The 19,411-nt window shown below is 57.4% G+C and carries 23 protein-coding genes; 5 read left to right on the forward strand and 18 right to left on the reverse strand.

Features of this window, described 5'->3' with window-relative positions:
• Nucleotides 1-45: 45 nt before the first annotated feature.
• The 4 genes from HCK03_RS03795 to mutY all read right to left on the reverse strand — a co-directional run bounded on the left by HCK03_RS03795 (nt 46) and on the right by mutY (nt 4,035).
• Nucleotides 46-1,299 carry a nucleoside permease gene (locus tag HCK03_RS03795; RefSeq protein WP_041147217.1) on the reverse strand — a complete coding sequence of 418 codons (1,254 nt, stop codon included), beginning with the start codon at nt 1,297-1,299 and terminating at the stop codon, nt 46-48.
• Nucleotides 1,300-1,540: 241 nt separating this feature from the next.
• Complete coding sequence (gene mltC / locus HCK03_RS03800; RefSeq protein WP_041147216.1) at nt 1,541-2,623, reverse strand: membrane-bound lytic murein transglycosylase MltC; 1,083 nt, start codon at nt 2,621-2,623, stop codon at nt 1,541-1,543.
• 49 nt (nt 2,624-2,672) lie between these two features.
• Nucleotides 2,673-2,948, reverse strand: coding sequence for an oxidative damage protection protein (locus HCK03_RS03805; protein WP_041147215.1), 276 nt, complete (start codon nt 2,946-2,948; stop codon nt 2,673-2,675).
• Between the two features lie 28 nt (nt 2,949-2,976).
• Nucleotides 2,977-4,035 carry an A/G-specific adenine glycosylase gene (gene mutY / locus HCK03_RS03810; protein WP_115191893.1) on the reverse strand — a complete coding sequence of 353 codons (1,059 nt, stop codon included), beginning with the start codon at nt 4,033-4,035 and terminating at the stop codon, nt 2,977-2,979.
• A gap of 136 nt (nt 4,036-4,171) precedes the next feature.
• On the opposite strand from mutY, the gene trmB reads away from it, so the two are divergent.
• Genes trmB through HCK03_RS03825 form a run of 3 tightly spaced genes read left to right on the forward strand, consistent with a single transcriptional unit; the run spans nt 4,172 to nt 5,987 of the window.
• On the forward strand, nt 4,172-4,891 hold the full coding sequence (gene trmB, locus HCK03_RS03815; RefSeq protein WP_041147213.1) for a tRNA (guanosine(46)-N7)-methyltransferase TrmB: 720 nt from the start codon (nt 4,172-4,174) through the stop codon (nt 4,889-4,891).
• Nucleotides 4,891-5,217 carry a YggL family protein gene (locus HCK03_RS03820; RefSeq protein ID WP_041147212.1) on the forward strand — a complete coding sequence of 109 codons (327 nt, stop codon included), beginning with the start codon at nt 4,891-4,893 and terminating at the stop codon, nt 5,215-5,217. Before trmB ends, HCK03_RS03820 begins: the two co-directional genes overlap by 1 nt.
• Nucleotides 5,218-5,267: 50 nt before the next feature.
• A complete protein-coding gene (locus tag HCK03_RS03825) occupies nt 5,268-5,987 on the forward strand; it encodes a YggN family protein (protein WP_167691164.1) in 720 nt (239 codons plus the stop codon).
• Between the two features lie 61 nt (nt 5,988-6,048).
• Here the strand turns inward: HCK03_RS03825 and HCK03_RS03830 are convergent, their stop codons facing one another.
• The 8 genes from HCK03_RS03830 to HCK03_RS03865 form a co-directional block, all read right to left on the reverse strand.
• Nucleotides 6,049-7,296: a sugar ABC transporter permease gene (locus HCK03_RS03830; protein WP_167691165.1), complete on the reverse strand. Its 1,248-nt coding sequence runs from the start codon at nt 7,294-7,296 to the stop codon at nt 6,049-6,051.
• Nucleotides 7,297-7,300: 4 nt separating this feature from the next.
• Nucleotides 7,301-8,113: an ATP-binding cassette domain-containing protein gene (locus tag HCK03_RS03835; protein WP_041147209.1), complete on the reverse strand. Its 813-nt coding sequence runs from the start codon at nt 8,111-8,113 to the stop codon at nt 7,301-7,303.
• 62 nt (nt 8,114-8,175) lie between these two features.
• Nucleotides 8,176-9,222, reverse strand: a complete 1,047-nt coding sequence (locus HCK03_RS03840; RefSeq protein ID WP_041147208.1) for a substrate-binding domain-containing protein — start codon at nt 9,220-9,222, stop codon at nt 8,176-8,178.
• 313 nt (nt 9,223-9,535) lie between these two features.
• Nucleotides 9,536-10,675, reverse strand: coding sequence for a radical SAM family heme chaperone HemW (gene hemW / locus HCK03_RS03845; RefSeq protein ID WP_167691166.1), 1,140 nt, complete (start codon nt 10,673-10,675; stop codon nt 9,536-9,538).
• Nucleotides 10,668-11,261: an XTP/dITP diphosphatase gene (locus HCK03_RS03850; protein ID WP_076946669.1), complete on the reverse strand. Its 594-nt coding sequence runs from the start codon at nt 11,259-11,261 to the stop codon at nt 10,668-10,670. Before HCK03_RS03850 ends, hemW begins: the two co-directional genes overlap by 8 nt.
• Before the next feature lie 26 nt (nt 11,262-11,287).
• Complete coding sequence (gene yggU, locus HCK03_RS03855) at nt 11,288-11,578, reverse strand: DUF167 family protein YggU (RefSeq protein WP_041147205.1); 291 nt, start codon at nt 11,576-11,578, stop codon at nt 11,288-11,290.
• A complete protein-coding gene (locus HCK03_RS03860; protein ID WP_041147204.1) occupies nt 11,575-12,141 on the reverse strand; it encodes a YggT family protein in 567 nt (188 codons plus the stop codon). Before HCK03_RS03860 ends, yggU begins: the two co-directional genes overlap by 4 nt.
• Nucleotides 12,142-12,158: 17 nt before the next feature.
• A complete protein-coding gene (locus HCK03_RS03865) occupies nt 12,159-12,863 on the reverse strand; it encodes a YggS family pyridoxal phosphate-dependent enzyme (RefSeq protein WP_076946670.1) in 705 nt (234 codons plus the stop codon).
• A gap of 16 nt (nt 12,864-12,879) precedes the next feature.
• On the opposite strand from HCK03_RS03865, the gene HCK03_RS03870 reads away from it, so the two are divergent.
• Both HCK03_RS03870 and HCK03_RS03875 read left to right on the forward strand, forming a co-directional pair.
• Nucleotides 12,880-13,860: a type IV pilus twitching motility protein PilT gene (locus tag HCK03_RS03870; RefSeq protein WP_167691167.1), complete on the forward strand. Its 981-nt coding sequence runs from the start codon at nt 12,880-12,882 to the stop codon at nt 13,858-13,860.
• Nucleotides 13,861-14,206: 346 nt separating this feature from the next.
• Complete coding sequence (locus tag HCK03_RS03875; RefSeq protein ID WP_167691168.1) at nt 14,207-14,860, forward strand: LuxR C-terminal-related transcriptional regulator; 654 nt, start codon at nt 14,207-14,209, stop codon at nt 14,858-14,860.
• A 55-nt stretch (nt 14,861-14,915) separates the two neighbouring features.
• Here the strand turns inward: HCK03_RS03875 and ruvX are convergent, their stop codons facing one another.
• The 6 genes from ruvX to HCK03_RS03905 form a co-directional block, all read right to left on the reverse strand.
• Nucleotides 14,916-15,332: a Holliday junction resolvase RuvX gene (gene ruvX, locus HCK03_RS03880; protein WP_167691169.1), complete on the reverse strand. Its 417-nt coding sequence runs from the start codon at nt 15,330-15,332 to the stop codon at nt 14,916-14,918.
• A complete protein-coding gene (locus HCK03_RS03885; protein ID WP_041147199.1) occupies nt 15,332-15,895 on the reverse strand; it encodes a YqgE/AlgH family protein in 564 nt (187 codons plus the stop codon). Before HCK03_RS03885 ends, ruvX begins: the two co-directional genes overlap by 1 nt.
• A gap of 349 nt (nt 15,896-16,244) precedes the next feature.
• Entirely contained in the window at nt 16,245-17,192 is a 948-nt protein-coding gene (gene gshB, locus HCK03_RS03890) for a glutathione synthase (RefSeq protein ID WP_167691170.1), read from the reverse strand.
• Between the two features lie 20 nt (nt 17,193-17,212).
• Entirely contained in the window at nt 17,213-17,944 is a 732-nt protein-coding gene (gene rsmE, locus HCK03_RS03895; RefSeq protein WP_076946674.1) for a 16S rRNA (uracil(1498)-N(3))-methyltransferase, read from the reverse strand.
• 92 nt (nt 17,945-18,036) lie between these two features.
• The gene (gene endA / locus HCK03_RS03900) at nt 18,037-18,744 is read right to left on the reverse strand and encodes a deoxyribonuclease I (RefSeq protein ID WP_167691171.1); all 708 of its coding nucleotides are present in this window, start codon (nt 18,742-18,744) and stop codon (nt 18,037-18,039) included.
• Nucleotides 18,745-18,838: 94 nt separating this feature from the next.
• Complete coding sequence (locus HCK03_RS03905) at nt 18,839-19,339, reverse strand: SprT family zinc-dependent metalloprotease (RefSeq protein ID WP_041147195.1); 501 nt, start codon at nt 19,337-19,339, stop codon at nt 18,839-18,841.
• Between the last annotated feature and the right edge of the window lie 72 nt (nt 19,340-19,411).

Below are 19,411 nucleotides of genomic sequence, written 5' to 3' on the forward strand. Positions count from 1 at the left end.
CGTGGCATTTTGTAGCCCGGCAGGCGTTGCGCCGCCGGGCTGTTATCAGGCGCTCTGCTGGACGGCGGCAGGCTGTCTGACGTGCTTGTATTTAAACAGCGCGACGAAGGCGAAGGCCAGAACCAGCGAGTATCCGGCGAAGATAAGCCATACCGGCTGCCAGTTGGTGATACCGTTGGTGGTATACATCTCCACCACTTTCCCACTCACTACGCCGCCAAGAATACAGCCGAAGCCGTTGGTCATCATCAGGAACATCCCCTGGGCGCTGGCGCGAATTTCCGGTCTCACCTCTTTCTCGACAAACACCGAACCCGAGATGTTGAAGAAGTCGAAGGCGCAGCCGTAGACAATCATCGACAGAACCAGCAGCACGGTGCCGAACGGCGATGGGTCGCCGTAGGCGAACAGGCCGAAGCGCAGCATCCACGCCACGATACTGATCAGCATGACGTTCTTGATGCCGTAGCGGCTCAGGAAGAACGGAATGGTCAGAATAAACAGGGTTTCGGAGATCTGGGAAATCGACATCATTACCGACGCATGCTCGACAATAAAGCTGCCCGCGAAGAGTGGGTTATTGTCGAAGCTGTGCAGGAAGGTATTACCGAACATGTTGGTGATCTGCAGCTCTGCGCCTAACAGCATGGAGAAGATAAAGAAAATCGCCATCCGTTTGTTTTTGAACAGGGCAAATGCGTCCAGGCCCAGCATGGTGCTCCAGCTCTGGTTTTTCTGCTGGTTAGAGACCGGGATATGCGGCAGCGTCAGGGTGAACAGCGCCAGCACGACGGAGAGCGTTGCGCCGATATAAAGCTGCATATGGCTTAGCTCGAAGCCGGCGAAGCTGACGGCCCACATCGCCATGATAAAACCGATGGTTCCCCAGATACGGATAGGCGGGAAATCGGTGACGATATCCATGCCGGCGGATTTCAGACGATAGTAGGAAATGGTGTTAATCAGCCCCAGCGTTGGCATATAGGCCAGCGAGTTGAGGAGAATAACCAGGAACATCTCGCCCGGCGTGGTGACCTGGGCCGCCATAAACAGCGTCCCCGCCCCGACCAGATGACATAGCGCATAGACCCACTTGGCGCTGATCCACTTATCCGCCACGATACCCAGCAGCGTGGGCATAAACACGGCCGCAATACCCAACGAGCTGTAAACGGCACCGATCGACGCTCCGTCAAACTTAAGCGTCACAAACATATAGGAGCCTAGCGTAGTCAGCCAACTACCCCACAGGCAGAACTGCAGAAACGACAATATTTTAAGCTGCAGCTTAAGGTTCATGTTATTTTCCTCACGAGTAAGCGGGGGAGCTGTTGTTATGGTTACATTCAGGACTACGATTTGATGAAATTCTATCAGCAAGCGGCATCATGTTTTGTTACCTTCCGCAAATAAATGCAATCCATATTAATTTGCAGATTAGATTGTGATGCAAATAACGTTTTCGTATGGCGCACGGTGAAATGGCACGAGACGATCCCGGCTCTCGCGCGTGCCGAGAGCCGGGTAGAGGGTAAAGACCCTATTTGCGGCGGTAGGACTTCTGCGCCGTGTTGACTTTATACAGGTAGCGGCGGGATTCCCCTGAGGGGTGGCGGGTGGTGAGCGTCGTGTAGACGTCGCCCGGCGTCATGCTGTTAATGATATTGGCCGCCTGGACCTTATCGCTGGAGAAGACCCGCAGTACGCTCCCCGCGCCGCCGTTATAGGCGGTGATCACCGCGTAGCGTCGCGAGGTAGGGTTGTCGATGCCGGCGAGGTAGACGTTGTTCAACATCGCCAGATACGCGGTCCCGGTGTCGATATTATTGGCCGGATCGAACAGGAAGCTGCGGCTCGGCAGGCCCGATCTCCCCTGGGAGCGGAAAACGTCTTTCCCGGCGCTGTGCTGGACGACCTGCATCAGGCCCAGCGCGTCGGCATGGCTGACGGCGTAAGGGTTAAAGGAGGATTCGGTCTGCATAATCGCCAGGATCAGCGACTCGTCAATGCCGTACTTCCGCGCCGACTGGCGCACCATACCGATATACTTATGCGCGCGCTTATCGAGGTGGTTCGGCACCAGGTTGATGGTGATGCTGTAAATGATCCGCAGGCCGTTGCTGCGGCTCTTCAGCCGCGTCTGCAGCAGATAGTCGGCGTAACGCGACGCGCGCCACTCCCAGCGAATCGGATCGCCGTGATTGTCCACCACCTGACCGTAGAGGAACGGCTCTTTCGAAATCTGGATATCGTCGGTGTCGGAGTAGAGGTCAATGGAGCCCGGATCGTCGCCCATCAGCAGCGTTTTGATGATGGTCTGACGAAGACGGCCGGTGGGATCGGTACCGGCGATAGTCTCGACGGTAATGGTACCCTCATCAAAGTTGATGTGGCTACGGGTCTGATAACCGTCGGTATATTTAACGTAGTCTTTCGGCCCGGCGAGCAGGACTTCGTTATAACCCCAAATATTTTCGACGTTGTGGGCGAACTGGCCCATCAGGATATCGAAACCGTTGGTGTCCTTTACCCACGCTTCGTCATACCCGGCGCCCTTTTTATTCGAGCTGGAACACGAAACGAGCAAAGGCGCAATGAGCGCTAGCGCTAAATATTTTTTCATCATTCCGGGAGTGTGCGTTGTGTTGGTGGTGGTAAAAGCCGTCAGGCTCTTACCGTTTTTCCGGCGGCGTATAGCCTTCGATATGCACATCCTTCCCTTCAAACAGGAACTGAATCATCTCCTGCTCAAGCAGTTTGCGGTGCTCTACGTTCATCATGTTGAGCTTCTGCTCGTTGATCAGCATGGTCTGCTTGTGCTGCCACTGGGCCCAGGCTTCCTTGGAGATTTCGTTATAGATGCGTTTGCCGAGATCGCCCGGGTAGAGCTGGAAATCCTGGCCATCCGCTTCGCGCTGCAGGAAAGTACAAAAAATAGTTCTGCTCATGATTAATCCTCTTTAATTGGCCTGAACGCTATACCAGCGCCCCGGCCTTAAGCTGTTGCAACAGGCGTTCCACGGGAGCCGCCAGACCGACTGACGGCGGCTGCGCTAAGTTATACCAGAGTGCGCCAGCTTCATCCATGCATGCGCCTGATGAGTGCACTGTAAGCCACATCGGCACAATATCCAGGTGGAAATGGCTGAAAGTGTGGCGAAACGCGGTCAGCTGCGTCAGATTATCGGCCTGAATCTGCCGCTGTGCCAGCCACTCGCGCAGCGTCTCTTCATCTTCAAACTGCGGAAAACAGAATAATCCGCCCCACAGCCCTACCGGCGGGCGCTGGGCGAGAAACACCTCGTCGCCGTGCTGCATCAGCAGAAAATAGCCGGTGCGTTGCGGAATAGTTTGCTTCGGTTTCCTGCCGGGATATTGAGTCCATGAATTATTGGCGTAGGCCTCGCAGCCGTTATTCAGCGGGCACAGCTCGCATTTAGGCTTCGAGCGGGTGCAGACGATCGCCCCCAGATCCATCATCGCCTGGTTAAAACGTTCGACCCCTTTGGCCGGCGTCACCTCTTCGCTAATCCCCCAAAGCTGCTTCTCTACCTCTTTTTTCCCCGGCCAGCCGCTGACCGCATAGCAGCGGGCCAGCACGCGCTTCACGTTGCCGTCGAGAATCGGAAAATGCTTACCAAGAGAGAGCGATAAAATGGCGCCCGCCGTCGAGCGTCCGACTCCGGGCAGGGCGGCCACTTCGTCAAAGGTCTGCGGGAATTCGCCGCCGTGCTGGTTGGCCACCTGCTGCGCCGCCTTATGTAAATTACGCGCCCGGGCGTAGTAGCCGAGGCCGGTCCACAGATGCAGGACTTCGTCCAGCGGGGCGTTGGCCAGATCGATAACCGTTGGGAAACGCGCCATAAAGCGTTCAAAATAAGGGATTACCGTTGCCACCTGCGTTTGTTGCAACATCACCTCGGAGAGCCATACTTTGTAGGGCGTTTTGCCGATTTGCCATGGCAGGGTTTTACGCCCGTATTTGTCGTACCACTCCAGCACCTGGGCTGAAAATTGCGCGGCGAGAAAAGTCAAAGCTGCAGCTCCGGAATTGCGATAACAGGGTGGCAGATTGCAGCACAAGGGCGAGAGGCTGTAAACCCTTGCATCCGTCGGGTAACTTTGGATAATGCCCGTTTTCCGAACACATTCACAAGCAGACCTAACCTTTATGAAAAACGACGTCATATCTCCGGAGTTTGATGAAAACGGCCGCCCTCTGCGCCGCATTCGTAGCTTCGTCCGCCGCCAGGGCCGCCTGACCAAAGGGCAACAGCACGCGTTGGATAATATCTGGCCGGTGATGGGCGTTGAGTTCACCGATGCGCCGCTTGATTTAGCTTCGCTGTTTGGCCGCGAGGCGCCGGTCACCTTAGAGATCGGTTTTGGCATGGGCTCCTCGCTGGTCGCGATGGCCAAGGCGAAACCGGAGCAGAATTTCCTCGGGATTGAAGTACACTCTCCGGGCGTCGGGGCGTGCCTTGCTTCCGCTGAGGAAGAGGGTGTACAAAACCTGCGCGTGATGTGTCACGATGCGGTCGAAGTTCTGCACACCATGATCGCGGATAACTCCCTTAATATGGTGCAGCTCTTTTTCCCGGACCCGTGGCATAAAGCGCGGCATAATAAACGCCGCATCGTGCAGGCGCCGTTTGCTGAACTGGTTAAAAGCAAGCTCAAGCTCGGCGGCGTCTTCCATATGGCGACCGACTGGGAACAGTATGCCGAGCATATGCTGGAAGTGATGTCGTCGCTCGACGGCTACCGCAACCGCTCGGAAAGCAACGACTATGTACCGCGCCCGGAATCGCGCCCGGTAACCAAATTTGAACAGCGTGGCCATCGTCTTGGCCACGGCGTATGGGACTTAATGTTCGAGAGGGTGAAATAATGGCAAAGAATCGTAGCCGTCGTCTGCGTAAGAAAATGCATATCGACGAGTTTCAGGAAGTGGGCTTCTCCGTCGCCTGGCGTTTCCCGGACGGGAGCAGCGAAGAGCATATCGACCAGACCGTGAATGACCTGATCAATGAAGTGATCGAGCCGAACAAGCTGGCGTTTGACGGCAGCGGCTACCTCTCCTGGGAAGGTCTGATCTGCCTGCAGGAAATCGGTAAATGTACCGAAGAGCATCAGGCCATTGTCCGCAAGTGGCTGGAAGAGCGTCAGCTTGCTGACGTGCGCACCAGCGAACTTTTTGACATCTGGTGGGACTAAGTTTGACGAGGGTCGGCAATTGCCGACCCGTTTTGTCTGAAGGGAGCTTTATGATGCGCAAAACGCTGCTGGCGGTGGCGCTGTCCGTCACCGCTTTGACCGCGCATGCGGACTACCAGTGTAGCGTCACGCCGCGCGACGACGTGATCCTCAGCCCGCAGAAGGTGCAGGTGAAAGGGGAGAACGGCGATCTGGTGATTATGCCGGACGGCAGCCTGACCTATAACGGAAAACAGTATCCCCTGAACGCGGCCCAGCGCGAGCAGGCTCAGGATTATCAGGCCGGCCTGCGCAGCAGCCTGCCGTGGATTGACGACGGCGCCCGCGCGCGGGTTGAAAAAGGCCGCAAGGCGCTGGATAAAATCATCACCGAACAGGTGGGAACCAGCAGCAGCATGCACGGTCGTCTGACCAAGCTGGACGCGCAGCTAAAAACGCAGATGAATCGTATTATTGAACGCCGCAGCGATGGACTGACCTTCCATTATAAAGCGATCGATCAGGTCCGCGCCGACGGCCAGCAGCTGGTCAATCAGGCGATGGGCGGCATCCTGCAGGACAGCATTAACGAAATGGGCGCGAAGGCGGTTCTCAAGGGCGGCGGTAACCCGCTGCAGGGGATCCTCGGCAGCCTTGGCGGCCTGCAAACGGCGATTCAGGAAGAGTGGAAGAACCAGGAAGCGGATTTCCAGCAGTTCGGCAAAGACGTCTGCAGCCGGGTGGTTTCCCTTGAAGATAGCCGCAAGACGCTGGTGAGTTCACTGAAATAACCTATTCATTGCGCGGCCCGTAACGCCCGAGCCGCGCACTATTCTCTTTAATCGTCCCGATTCAGGCACGTCCGTGCGATACGCGCGAGCGGCGGGCCAGCGAGTCGATAATCACCGCAATCGCCAGCACGCAGCCGGTAATGATATAGCGCAGCGATGAGGGCAGATTCAGCAGCGTCAGACCGTTCGAAATCGACTGAATCACGATGATCCCCAGCAGTGCGGACCAGGCGCTACCGCGCCCGCCAAACAGGCTGGTGCCGCCGATCACCGCCGCGGCGATGGCGTTGAGGTTAACGTCGCCGGTACCGGCCTGCTGGCTGGCTGAGGCCAGGCGTGAAGCCGCCAGAATCCCCCCGAATGTCGCCAGCGTCGCGCAGAGCACAAAGGCGCTGACGTAAATGGCCCTGACGTTAATCCCCGAACGACGCGCGGCCTCGCGGTTGCCGCCGACCGCAAACATCGAGCGTCCCCATTTTGTCCGCTTCAGCGCATAGTTGAGCACCATCGCCGCCGCGACAAACAGACCGAAAATCCACGGCACGCCGCGACCCAGGTTGAGGTAGAAAACGGCGGCCTCAAAAATCACCGTCAGCAGCACCGCGCGCAGCAGCAGCGAGCTGACGGACTCCGCGGAGAGGTTAGCCTGCAGGCGCCGTACGCGGGTTTTAACGCCAAACGTCAGCAGCGCCAGGCCGGGTAGAAGCGCCATGGTATGCGAGAACCAGTCCGGCATGACCATCAGCTGGCCGAAGCGAACCAGCGGCGAAGCGTAGGGCAGGTTGATGCTGCCGCTGGGGCCGAGAATGTACAGCTGCATCCCGAGCAGCGCCAGCAGGCCGGCGAGCGTCGCCACGAAGCTCGGCATCCCGACGCGGTTGTAGAGCAGGGCGTAAATCAGGCCGACGGCGATACCGCACAGCAGCGCGACGCCAATAGCCGCGGCGACCGGCCAGCCTGCGTTGACCCACAGGACGCCGACAATCGCCGAGGCCAGACCGCTCATCGAGCCGACGGAAAGGTCGATTTCGCCCAGCATCAGCACGCAGACGATCCCCAGCGAGATAAAGCCTACGGTGGCGCAGTCAAAAAGCAGGTTTACCAGGTTATTCGGCGCAATAAACACCGGGTTGAGCCAGGTAAACACCAGGGAGATAACGATCAGCCCGGCAATCACCGGGGCGGTGCCGAGATCGCCGGTCTTGATACGGTTGATTTGCGCACGCACCACGCCGAACAGACCATCGTTGTGCTGGACGCGCTCATCGCTGCGATCCAGGGCCGGGCGGGTTTCTGTCTTGCTGTTCATAAAATTAAATCACTCCCGAAGAACTTAACTGTGATTTACGTTCAACGCGGCGCGATACGGCATTTTCCGTTGCGCCGGTAATGGCGGCGACCAGATCCTGGTTGGATGCGTCGGGGGTGAAGATCCCCTTATTGCGTCCGAGGCGCAGCACCACGATGCGATCGGCAACCGCGCGCACGTCTTCCATGTTATGGCTGATAATAATGACGCCGAGGCCGCGTTCGCGAACGCGCTCGATCAGGTTGAGCACTTCCGCCGTCTGGGCGACGCCGAGGGCGGCGGTTGGCTCATCCAGCATGATGATTTTTGGATTCATCAGCAGGGAGCGGGCAATGGCGACGGTTTGGCGCTGGCCGCCGGAGAGCGAGGCGATGGGTTCGCGCACCGACGGAATTCGGGCCGCCAGCTCCTGCAGCAGCGTCCACGCCCGCACCTCCATGGCGACCTCATCCAGCTGTAAAGGCGAGATCTCCTGGCCTAAAAACAGGTTGGCCACCACATCCAGGTTTTCGCACAGGGCTAAATCCTGAAAAACCGTGGCGATGCCGTATTCCAGCGCTTTTCCCGGGCTATCAAGCGTGACGACCCTGCCGTCGAACTCAATGGTGCCATCGGTAGGCTGATGCACGCCGGCGAGGATTTTGACCAGCGTAGATTTTCCCGCGCCGTTATCGCCCACCAGCGCCACCACTTCCCCGGCGTGGACCTCCAGCTCGATATCCGCCAGGGCGCAGACGGCGCCAAAGTGTTTAGAGACGTTGCTGAGCTTCAGGATCGGCTGCCCGGCCGTGGATATTTTCTCTTGTTCTTGCGACATGGAAGAGACCTCAACTATTGCGAAACTACGCCCGCCGTTGGATGACGGGCGCGTGGGCAAAATTACTTTTCGATGCCTAACTTCTGGCAGGCTGCGGCGTATTCGCCGGTACAAACCTGAGCGTAGGTCTGGATCTTCTTATCGAAGATTTCCGCTTTAATATTCTTCGCGGTGATCACCGCCGGGGTGAAGAGCTGCGAAGGGGTGTTGTACAGGGTGGTGCTGGCCTGCGGCTTCTTACCCTGAATAAACTCAACGGCCACTTTCGCCGCCGCCGCCGCGACGATTTCCGACGGTTTGGAGATGGTGTTGTACTGGTCGCCGGCAATAATGAGCTGCAGCGCGGCGATGGTGGCGTCATTGCCGGTGACCGGCGGTAACGGCTGTACGCCAGCGGCTTTGAAGGCGGCAATCGCCCCGCCGCCGGTGCCGTCGTTGGCGGCAACCACGCCTTTAATTTTGTCACCAAAGCGGGTTATCTGCCCGGCAGCCCACTCCTGCGCTTTAGGCGGCGCCCATTCCGGCGTATCAAATTCTGCGAGGGTTTTGTAGCCCGACTCCTTCAGGCCACGGTGGATACCGTCGCGGATCAGTCCCGCCGCCGCGTCGGTAGGGGAGCCGTTGATTTGCAGCACGCCGGCATCCTGCGGCACGCCGCTCTCTTTCAGATGGCTGGTTAAGGATTTAGAGATGGCATAGCCAATCCCTTCGTTATCAAACGAGACGTAGAAATCTGCCGGTTTCGCCGGGATGGGGCGATCGTAGGCGATCACTTTGACATCCTGCGCCTGGGCGTTGGCGACCAGCGCAGCGGCGGCGGAAGAGTCCACCGGATCGAGAACGATGATTTTCGCGCCCTGGGCAATCACCGAGTTGAACTGCTGCTGCTGCAGGGTGGCGCTGGCGTTGGCGTTTTGATAAATGACCTTGCAGTCGGCGCACAGTTTGCTCATCTCCGCCTTGAAGCCCGGAAAATCATGCTGCTCGTAGCGCGTCGATGCCTGGTCGGGCATTAAAAAGGCGACCGTGGCGGATTCCGCTGCCTGTGCTGAAGCGGTAATGCCGGCGGATATTGTGGCAAGTGCGATAAAAACATTGCGGTAATTCATTGTCTTACCCTCTTTTTTATATGCTTGAGCCCGCCGGCATGGGCCGACGTCATAAAGACTTTTTTAATAAGAGTTACCAATAATTCACATGTAGGATACTTCGGTTTTACATTTGCTCAACCGATGAAGCAGGATTACCACCGCGCAAAAAAGGAGTCAAGAAATGGAAAAATATCGATGTGTATTTGTGATTGGCTGCAAAGATCTGAATAAAAAAGGAGCAGGCGCTTTGACCGAAGCGCGGAGGGAAAAACGAGGGTGAGAAGAGGGGATCGTGCGGGAAAAAACGGGCGGCGAAGGGCCGCCCGGATGCTTAATCTTCGCTCAGGAACAGCTCCAGCAGCGAGTTTAAAAACAGCTTGCCGTGCTCGGTTATCTGCCAGCAGTGCGCATCCTCAGCCAGGTAGCCCTGGGCGATGGCGGCGGCAATTTGCGGGCGAATCACGCTCTCATCAAGGCCGGTATAGCGGCTGAACTCGGCGCGCGGCGCGGCTTCCAGCAGGCGGAAACGGTTCATAAAGAACTCGAACGGCTTATCCGTCGCCTCGACGTCGTGCTGACGCTCAAGGTAGCGGCCTTCCATGTAGCCGCGGGGATGGCGCGTTTTTGCCGTACGCAGAATGCGTCCGTCAGGGAAGGTCACCTTACCGTGCGCCCCGCAGCCGATGCCGAGGTAGTCGCCAAAGCGCCAGTAGTTAAGATTGTGCTGGCACTGGTAGCCGGGTTTGGCGTAGGCGGAGGTTTCATACTGCTGATAGCCTGCCGCCGTCAGCAGCTGATGCCCCTGCTCAAAAATATCCCACAGCGCATCGTCGTCCGGCAGCACCGGCGGACGGGAGCCGAACAGGGTATTCGGCTCAATCGTTAGCTGATACCACGACAGGTGCGGCGGGTTGAGCTCAATGGCCTGGCGCAGATCGTCCAGCGCTTCATCCAGAGACTGGTCCGGCAGGCCGTGCATCAGGTCGAGGTTGAAGCTGCGCAGGCCGAGGCCGGTGGCCAGATGCGCCGCGCGTTTCGCCTCGTCCGGGCCGTGAATACGTCCCAGACGCTGCAGTTTTGCTTCGCTAAAGCTTTGCACGCCGATGGAGATCCGGTTAACCCCCGCGCGCTGATACTCAACGAAGCGATCGGCTTCCACGGTGCCGGGGTTGGCCTCCATGGTTATCTCGGCGTCGGCGGCCAGCGGCAGGCAGGCGCGAACGCCGTCGAGCAGCGTCTGCATCGCCGGCCCGGAGAGCAGGCTAGGCGTACCGCCGCCGATAAAAATAGTCCTGATTTCACGGCCCTGGGCATAGTGTGCGTCGGCCCGCAGATCGTTGAGCAGGTGCTGCACATAGTCGTCGTGCGGCACCTCGCCCTTTAACGCGTGCGAGTTAAAATCGCAGTACGGGCACTTCTGCACGCACCACGGGATGTGAATATACAGGCTCAGAGGTGGCAAGTTAGCCATTACGTAATGCTTCCAGTAACAGTTTCAGCGCGCGCCCGCGGTGGGATATCGCGCTTTTTTCTTCACGACTCAGCTCCGCCGCGGTTTTCCCCTCGGACGGAACAAAGAAAATAGGATCGTAGCCAAAGCCGCCGCTGCCTGCCGCGCTGCGGGCAATCACGCCGGGCCAGCTGCCGTGACAAACAATCGGCGTTGGGTCTGCGGCATGGCGCAGGTAGACCAGCACGCAGTGGAACTGCGCCTGGCGCTTATCGTCGGGAACGTCGTGCAGGGCAACGAGCAGCTTTTCCAGGTTCTGCTGGTCGCTGGCACCTTCGCCGGAGTAGCGCGCGGAGTAGATCCCCGGCGCGCCGCCTAGCGCATCGACCGCCAGGCCGGAGTCATCGGCAATCGCCGGCAGGCCGGTAATCTCTGCGGCATGGCGCGCCTTCAGAATGGCGTTTTCGATAAACGTCAGCCCGGTTTCTTCGGCGTTGTCGACTCCCAGCTCGGTTTGAGCAACGATATCCAGACCAAAATCTTCCAGCAGCGAGGCCAGCTCGCGGACCTTTCCGGCGTTGCCGGTGGCGAGAACAACTTTTTGCATGATTAATCCTGTTTAGAGCCAGGCTCTTATTCTGTCAGCGCCGCGACCTGAGTCGGGATCTGTTGCGGGTTAATGATTTTTATCTGCTTGTGCCGGCCCAGTTCGCCTTTTTCAAGAAGCACCTGGCTTTTCGCGACGCGAAACTGTTTGGCGAGGAACTTAATCAGATGGGCGTTTGCCTGACCATCAACGGGCGGGGCGGTAATGGCGACTTTGAGCTCGTCGCCATGTAAACCAACGATGCTATCACGGCTGGCCTTGGGCTGAATATACAGCCGCAAAACCAGCCCGTCAGCGCAGGCTTCGACGGCACTCATAGCGCCATCCACAGCCCCGGAAGCAGAACGTTACCGGTCGCCTGAAGCAGCTCGGAAATGCCCATGTTAATCACGTACAGCAGCAGAACCAGCACCATCGGCGAGAAGTCGATACCGCCCATGGACGGCAGCAGCTTGCGAATAGGACGCAGCAGCGGGTCGGCGAGCTGCATCAGCACGTATTCAACCGGGCTGCGGCCCTGGCTTACCCAGCTCATAATCGCCATCAGCAGCAGCACCCAGAAAATCAGCAGGCCGATAGTCTTAATCAGGATCAGCAGCGCGGAAATCCAGATGATTGGCTGGAAGGTGACCACCATAAACAGCACGATGGCTTTGATGACGCAGAGAATAAAGGCCAGCAGCATCGAGGCGCTGTCGAGCGGCCCCAGAGCCGGGATAATACGGCGCAGCGGCCCAACCACCGGCTGGGTTGCCTTCACCACAAACTGCGAGAAGGGGTTGTAAAAGTCGCAGCGTGCCCACTGCATCCAGACGCGTAACAACATGATCATGGTGTAGAGTTCAATGACCGTTGAAAGCAGGAAAGTCAACGTCTTCATGGCGTTCCTCAGATTCCTTAATTTTTGCTGTAGTCGCGCGCACCGAAGATTGCGGTACCGATGCGCACCATAGTGCTTCCCGCCGCGATAGCGGCTTCCATATCATCCGACATTCCCAGAGACAGCGTATCGACCGCAGGGTAGTGCGCCTTAAGCCGCGCAAATGCTACCGCCATTTGTTGGGCGACGGCAAACTGCCTTACATACTCTGACTCAGGGGCCGGAATGGCCATTAATCCGCGTAGCTGCAGATTCGGCAGGACATCGATCTCTGCCGCCAGCGCATCCAGCTCCTCAGGTGGGATCCCTGATTTGCTTTGCTCGTCGCTGATATTAATTTGAATCAACACGTTAAGCGGCGGCAGATGCGCCGGACGCTGCTCGCTAAGCCGGGCGGCGATCTTCAGCCGGTCGACGGTGTGGCACCAGTCGAAATGCTCCGCTACCAGACGACTTTTGTTGGACTGCAGCGGGCCAATAAAGTGCCACTGCAGATGGTGAACCCCGGCATCCTGAAAGTGGCGAATTTTTTCCACGCCTTCCTGAACGTAGTTTTCACCGAAAGCCACCTGACCGGCAGCCACCGCTTCTTCGACCGCGCTCGCAGGTTTGGTTTTACTGACTGCAAGCAACGTAACTTCTTCTGGCGAGCGGCCGCAGCGAGCGGCAGCGCCTGAGATTTTGTCCCGGACCTGTGCCAGGTTATGCGCAATATCGTTCATATTCCGAGGATGAGTTATGGAGCTGGAAGAAATAGTGGCCCTTAGTGTAAAGCATAACGTCTCCGATCTACACCTGTGCAATGCCTCGGCGCCGCGCTGGCGTCGTCAGGGGAGGCTGGAGCCCGCGCCCTTCACGTCGCCGGAGATCGGCAAAATACTCGCGCAGTGGCTCAATAACGATCAGCAGGCGCAGTGGCAGGCCAGCGGACAGGTTGATTTCGCGCTGGCGCTACCCGGCGGGCCGCGCCTTCGCGCCAGCGCATTTGCCCACACGCGCGGGCTATCGCTGGCGCTGCGCCTGCTGCCGGAAGCCTGTCCGCGGCTTGATGAGCTCTGCGTTCCCGCCGCGATAGCCGAGCTGCTCAATGAAGAGAGCGGGCTGATCCTCGTGACCGGCGCGACCGGCAGCGGTAAATCGACCACCCTCGCGGCGATGGTTGGCTATCTCAATCAGCGCCTCGACGGCCATATCCTGACCCTTGAAGATCCGGTGGAGTTTGTCCATGGCAGCGAGCGCTGCCTGGTCCAGCAGCGTGAAATTGGCCGCCACGCGCCGTCGTTTGCGGCGGCGCTGCGGGTGGCGCTGCGCCAGGACCCGGACGTCATTCTGCTGGGCGAGCTGCGCGACAGCGAGACCATCCGCCTGGCGCTGACGGCTGCGGAGACCGGGCACCTGGTGATGGCCACGCTGCATACCCGCGGCGCCGCGCAGGCGGTGGAGCGTCTGGTTGACGTTTTTCCTGCTCAGGAAAAAGAGCAGGTTCGCGGCCAGCTGGCGGGAAGTTTATGCGCCGTACTGGCACAAAAATTATTACCGGATATATCTGGCGGTAGAGTTGCGCTATTCGAGCTTTTGGTAAATACCCCAGCGGTGGCTAATTTGATCCGCGAAGGTAAAACCCATCAGCTGCCCGGCGTTATGCAGACCGGACAGCAGAGCGGAATGCAGACTTTTACGCAAAGTTTTCAACAGCGTGTCTCCTCCGGTCGCCTGTAGCCGGAGGTTTAATATCCAGTCATCATGCCAGTTTGTTGTTATCGTAATGTTTTATTAATGTTCTTTGATATTGATTTTAAATATAGGTAAGCGTAAATGACTACGTCAAAATAATGAGTGCCAGGAATTTGCTTAGGCATTATCCTCGCAGAAATGGGAAAAAAATAAGATTATCTTTTGACACTTTTAATGAATTCACCTTATGCTGTTTGTGGGGATAGGATGATTCCCATGAAATATTGTTTTAATATGTAAACTTATTTCAGTTTATTAATGAATATGTGATTTTTTGTTTTTAATTCATTTAACCACCATGATGGTGGATGTTTGCTAAGGAGAGTTTTAAGTGATTAATTTATCAGGTAATTGCGCCCATTCTCGTCAGATTATCTTTATTACTCATCCCTCGATTCAGAGTAAGTCTTTTGTCAGCGGACTGGCGGAAACCCTATCGATCGCAGTGACTCTGCATAATATCAATAAGCCCCTGACGCAGCGTTTAGCGAAAGACTGTGTAATATTATTTGATATTGCCGTGTCGAATAAAAAACTGAACGGCGTGTGGCGAGATATTATTCGATCGCACGCAGAGAACCCGCGCCTGCTGATTATCAACAGCGCACAAAAGTATGAGCTCTATGAGATGGCGCAGTGGCCCGCGCTCTACGGCGTCTTCCGCCATGACGATGACGTCTCGCGTTTAATTGAGGGCGTGAAGGCCGTGCTGAACGGCGAACAGACGGCTGAGCTGAGCGTGATGCATCCGGCGATGTACGCTGCGAATCATGCATCGGTGCCGGTGGAAAGCTCGCCGCTTACGGAACGGGAATGTGAGATCTTAAATGAGCTGCGCTGCGGTGCGACCAATATGGATATTGCCCGGGCGCTGTTCATTAGTGAGAATACGGTGCGCACTCATCTCTATAACGTCTTTCGCAAGCTGAGCGTGAAGAATCGTACTCAGGCGGTGAGCTGGGCTAACGAGCATCTCCGTCACTAGGTCGTCACTAAGTCGTCACGATGATGGCGCCGGCTCGGCGCCATCATGTCGGGGTTTAAAAACCCTGCTCGAAGTAGCTTTCCAGAATAACCACCGCCGAGGCTGAGTCGACGCTGCCTTTATTCAAGGCGCGAAACCCGCCGTGCTCAAAGAGCCCCGCGCGGGCTTCCACCGTGCTCAGACGCTCATCGTGCAGGGTTATCTTGACCCCGAAGCGGCCGTGAATTTTATTGGCGAAGTTGCGCGCGCGCGCGGTTAGCGGCTGCTCGGTGCCGTCCATATTCAGCGGCAGGCCGACGATAACAGCTTCCGGCTGCCACTCTTTCAGCAGCTTTTCGATAACGTTCCAGTCCGGCTTCCCATCCTGTGCTTTTAGCGCAGGAAGCGGGCGGGCGGTGCCGGTAATGCGTTGTCCAATCGCGACGCCGATGCTTTTGGTTCCAAAATCAAAGCTCAGTAAGGTTCCACTCATTACGCGTGCCCCGCAACGCCGGGCATCGTCACAATATCGATCCCAATCAGTTTTGCCGCTTCACGCCAGCGATCGGCAATCGGTGTTTTAAACAAAATATTCTGATCCGCCGGGGCGGTGAGCCAGGCGTTATCGAGCAGCTCCTGCTCCAGCTGTCCCTTTTCCCAGGAGGCGTAGCCCAGCGCGACCAGAACGTTGCTCGGCTGTTTATCGGTACCGAGAGTTTCCAGCACGTCTCGCGACGTGGTGATCACGGTATTGTCGGAAATACGGATGCTGGAAGAGAAGTCGGAGGGCGGCGAGTGCAGAATAAAGCCGCGATCTTCCGCCAGCGGGCCGCCAAGCATGACCGGCTTATCGAGACGAATATCGGGATTGCGCGGCTCAGCGACAATTTTCAGCTTCTCGAGGATCCCGTCAATCTGCAGATTTTCCAGCGGTTTGTTGACGATAATACCCATGGCACCGTCATCGTTGTACTCGCAGATATAAACCACGGAGCGGCGGAATATGGGGTCCTGAAGCGCAGGCATGGCAATCAAAAAGTGATGCTGTAAATTCATTGGCAGAGGTTCTGTTCCTGGTTCAAAAAGCAGCACCCAGTATGCGGGCAAAGTGCTGCCCTGTCGATTCAACTTTATCTTTCACGCTACGGGGGCGTTGGCTTCCTCGCTCGCCCCGGTCACATAGTAAACTATGCTCCCGGGCGCTCGCTGCGTCGCCGCCTTCCCGTAGCGCGAAATCTTTCGTTGAATCAGTTTGGCCGATTATCGGTTCGAAAAGGGCGAAGAGTAAAAAGCGAAGAACAAGGAGCAAAGAGCAAAGGGCAAGAGAACAAAAGAGTAAAGGGGCGTTGGCCCTTTTACTCTTAAGCTTTTGTTGATGCAAGCTGGCTCATCTACAAGCCGCTGATTACTTAGTGAGGCGCTTCTCGATGGCGTCCATCAGCATCCCGGTGATGGAGATCGGGAAGGCGGCCTCAATCTCGCGTACGCAGGTTGGGCTGGTGACGTTAATTTCCGTCAGGCGATCGCCGATGATATCCAGACCGACGAAAATCAGACCCTTGGCCTTCAGCGTAGGGCCGACGCGGCGGGCAATCTCCCAATCGCTCTCGGTCAGCGGGCGGGCTTCGCCGCGACCGCCGGCGGCCAGGTTGCCGCGCGTCTCTCCGCCTTGCGGAATACGCGCCAGGCACCAGGGAACCGGCTCGCCGTCGACGACCAGCACGCGCTTATCGCCGTCCTTGATGGCCGGCAGATAGTTTTGCGCCATGCAGTAGCGGCTGCCCAGATCGGTCAGCGTTTCCGCAATCACCGGCAGGTTAGGATCGCCCTCTTTCACGCGGAAAATAGAGGAACCGCCCATGCCGTCCAGCGGCTTGAGGATAATATCGCCGTGCTTTTCCCAGAAGGCTTTCAGCTGCGCCTTGTTGCGGGTGACCAGCGTTTCTGGCGTCAGGTCGGCAAACCAGGCGGTAAACAGCTTCTCGTTACAGTCGCGCAGGCTCTGCGGCTTGTTGACGATAAGCGTGCCCTTATCTTCCGCGCGCTCGAGAATATAGGTGGCATAAATGAACTCGGTATCGAACGGCGGATCCTTACGCATCAGAATCACGTCGAGATCAGCCAGCGGCAGATCCTGCTCACCGCTGAACTCGTACCACTTGTCGTAATTCTGCTCGACGCTCAGCGTGCGCGTACGGGCGCGGGCTTCGCCGTTGATTAAGTACAGGTCGTTCATCTCCATATAATGGAGTTCGTAGCCACGACGCTGGGCTTCCAGCAGCATGGCGAAGCTGGTGTCTTTCTTGATGTTGATGGTTGCGATGGGGTCCATCACGATGCCGAGCTTGATCATTATTATTCTCCGTTAACGCTTCAACCTAAGTCGCCAAAACGCACCTGTAGCGCGGTAATGGCGGTTAGCGCAGTTGTCTCTGTACGCAGAACGCGCGGTCCCAACAGAATATCAGTAAACTGGTAACGAGCGGTCATCGCGATCTCTTCCGCTGACAGCCCTCCTTCAGGGCCAATCAGCAGACGAATGCGCTCGACCGGCAGCGGCAGCGTGTTAATGCTGGCGCTGGCGCGAGGGTGCAGGTTCAGCTTCAGGCTATCATCCTGCTCCGCACACCATGCTTCCAGCTGCATGGCCGGGCGAATCTCTGGCACCACGTTGCGGCCGCTCTGCTCGCAGGCGGCAATGGCGATTTTCTGCCACTGCTGGATCTTTTTCTGCAAGCGTTCGGCATCCAGTTTAACCCCGCAGCGCTCGGAAAACAGTGGCGTAATGAGGCTTACCCCGAGCTCGATCGATTTCTGGATGGTGAATTCCATCTTTTCGCCGCGCGACATGACCTGACCGAGGTGAATATGCAGCGGCGATTCGCGGTCGTCACGCTCGCCGCTGACAATCTCAACCGTCACATTTTTCTTGCCCGCGTCGACGATTGTGGCTTCAAATACCTGATTACTACCGTCAAAAAGCTGAATGGCCTGGCCTTTACCCATTCGCAGTACGCGGCCAACGTGGTTCGCCGCGTCGTCGGAAAGGGCTATCTGGCTGCCGACGATAATCGGTTCGGGGTGGTGGATGCGGGGAGTGCGCATGCTTGATATTCCGTTCTTCGCGCAGGCCCCGGTTCCCCGCCGCAGCGGGAGAATAGCGGGACCTGCAAATTAACAATTGCCGCTAGTGTAGGTTAGCTCTTTTGCGCCTGGCAAGCCTGCTGGACGTAAGGATTGTGGTTGCCCTGAACTTTAGCGATACGCTCATCGCGTTCGCACTCCCAACTGGTGACCGGGTAGGTCTTATCCCAGGCGGTAAACAGCTGGGTTTGCTGACGGGAAAGGGTGAGCTGATAGCTATCGCGCATATAGAAGTAGGTCCGCGCAATCGCGCCGCGCGCGCGCACCGGCGGCTCGGCGACCTTCTCTTTAAAATCGACCTTCATCGCGCACTGGCCGTACTGGCCTTCGCCGCCGTTCCACTGGCTGTACATATAGTTAGCGCGGTCGCCGTTGACCTCGCCAACCGCCGGCTGCAGGTTGTGCATATCGCTTTCCATCCTGCGGTAAACCGGATCTTTGGCGCAGTTTTTACGCCCGCCATCCTGCCAGCACTGGCGCTGGTGGCCAAACTGCCACGCCGGGACGACGTGCTCCCACTCGACGCGGCTGGCGCGGTTTTCGTTTTTACGCACTTTATAGCCGCAGGATTGTAGATTGATAATGCCTTTTTTACCCTGCCAGTCGATTTTGCAGCCGCAGTAGAAGTCGCCGGGGGCATCGGCGTTAACCTTCACTCCGGCGGCTTTTGCCTGGGAAAAACTGTGGATCCCTTCGGCCATAGCCTGACCGCTAAAGGCCGCAGTCAAAAGCGCTGCGGCAAAAATATGAGTACGGGACATCGTGAACTCCGTGTCAAAAAGAGCCCGCAACGTAGCGAATGCGATTGTCAGATGCAATCAGTCAGATCAGAAAATTTCCAGTTATAGCCGATATTTACTCTTCGGCGACCAGCAGATCGCCGCAGCGAACGCAGCGGTAGGTGGCTTCGCCGCGCGTCACGCGGTTGTGACGGCGAACGGTAAGCTGGTGCTGCTGGCACTGGCAGCGGTAGGGGAAGGTATTCTGCCGCACGGAGTCCAGTTCGAAGCGGTGGGTGCGGCGGGCCGGCACTTCCAGCACGCTTTCCATCATCCACTTCCACTCTTTGCCATGCGGCGCCACGCGTCCAAAATGCTGCCACACCAGCAGGTGCGCCAGCTCGTGCGGCACGACCTCATCGATAAACGCCTGCTGGTTCTCCAGCAGCAGCACCGGGTTGAGGCGAATTTCATTCTTCTCCAGCCAGGCGGTGCCGGCGGAGGTTCCTCGCTGCTGATAGACCAGCGCGGGTTCCGGATAGCGGCGCTCAAGCTTGAGGTTCGCGAGGGCGAGTTTTTCCCGCAGGCTGCGCATTACGGCCTGCTGCGTAGCGATGGGAATTCGGGGTGTCTTCATAGCGCCAGAGGATAGTGCGGCGAGGAGAGGAGAGCAAGAAGAAGCTTCCTCCCGCGGGGGGAGGAAGCGCGG

Source organism: Klebsiella terrigena, assembly GCF_012029655.1.
In the GTDB taxonomy this organism is placed as follows: Bacteria; Pseudomonadota; Gammaproteobacteria; order Enterobacterales; family Enterobacteriaceae; genus Klebsiella; species Klebsiella terrigena.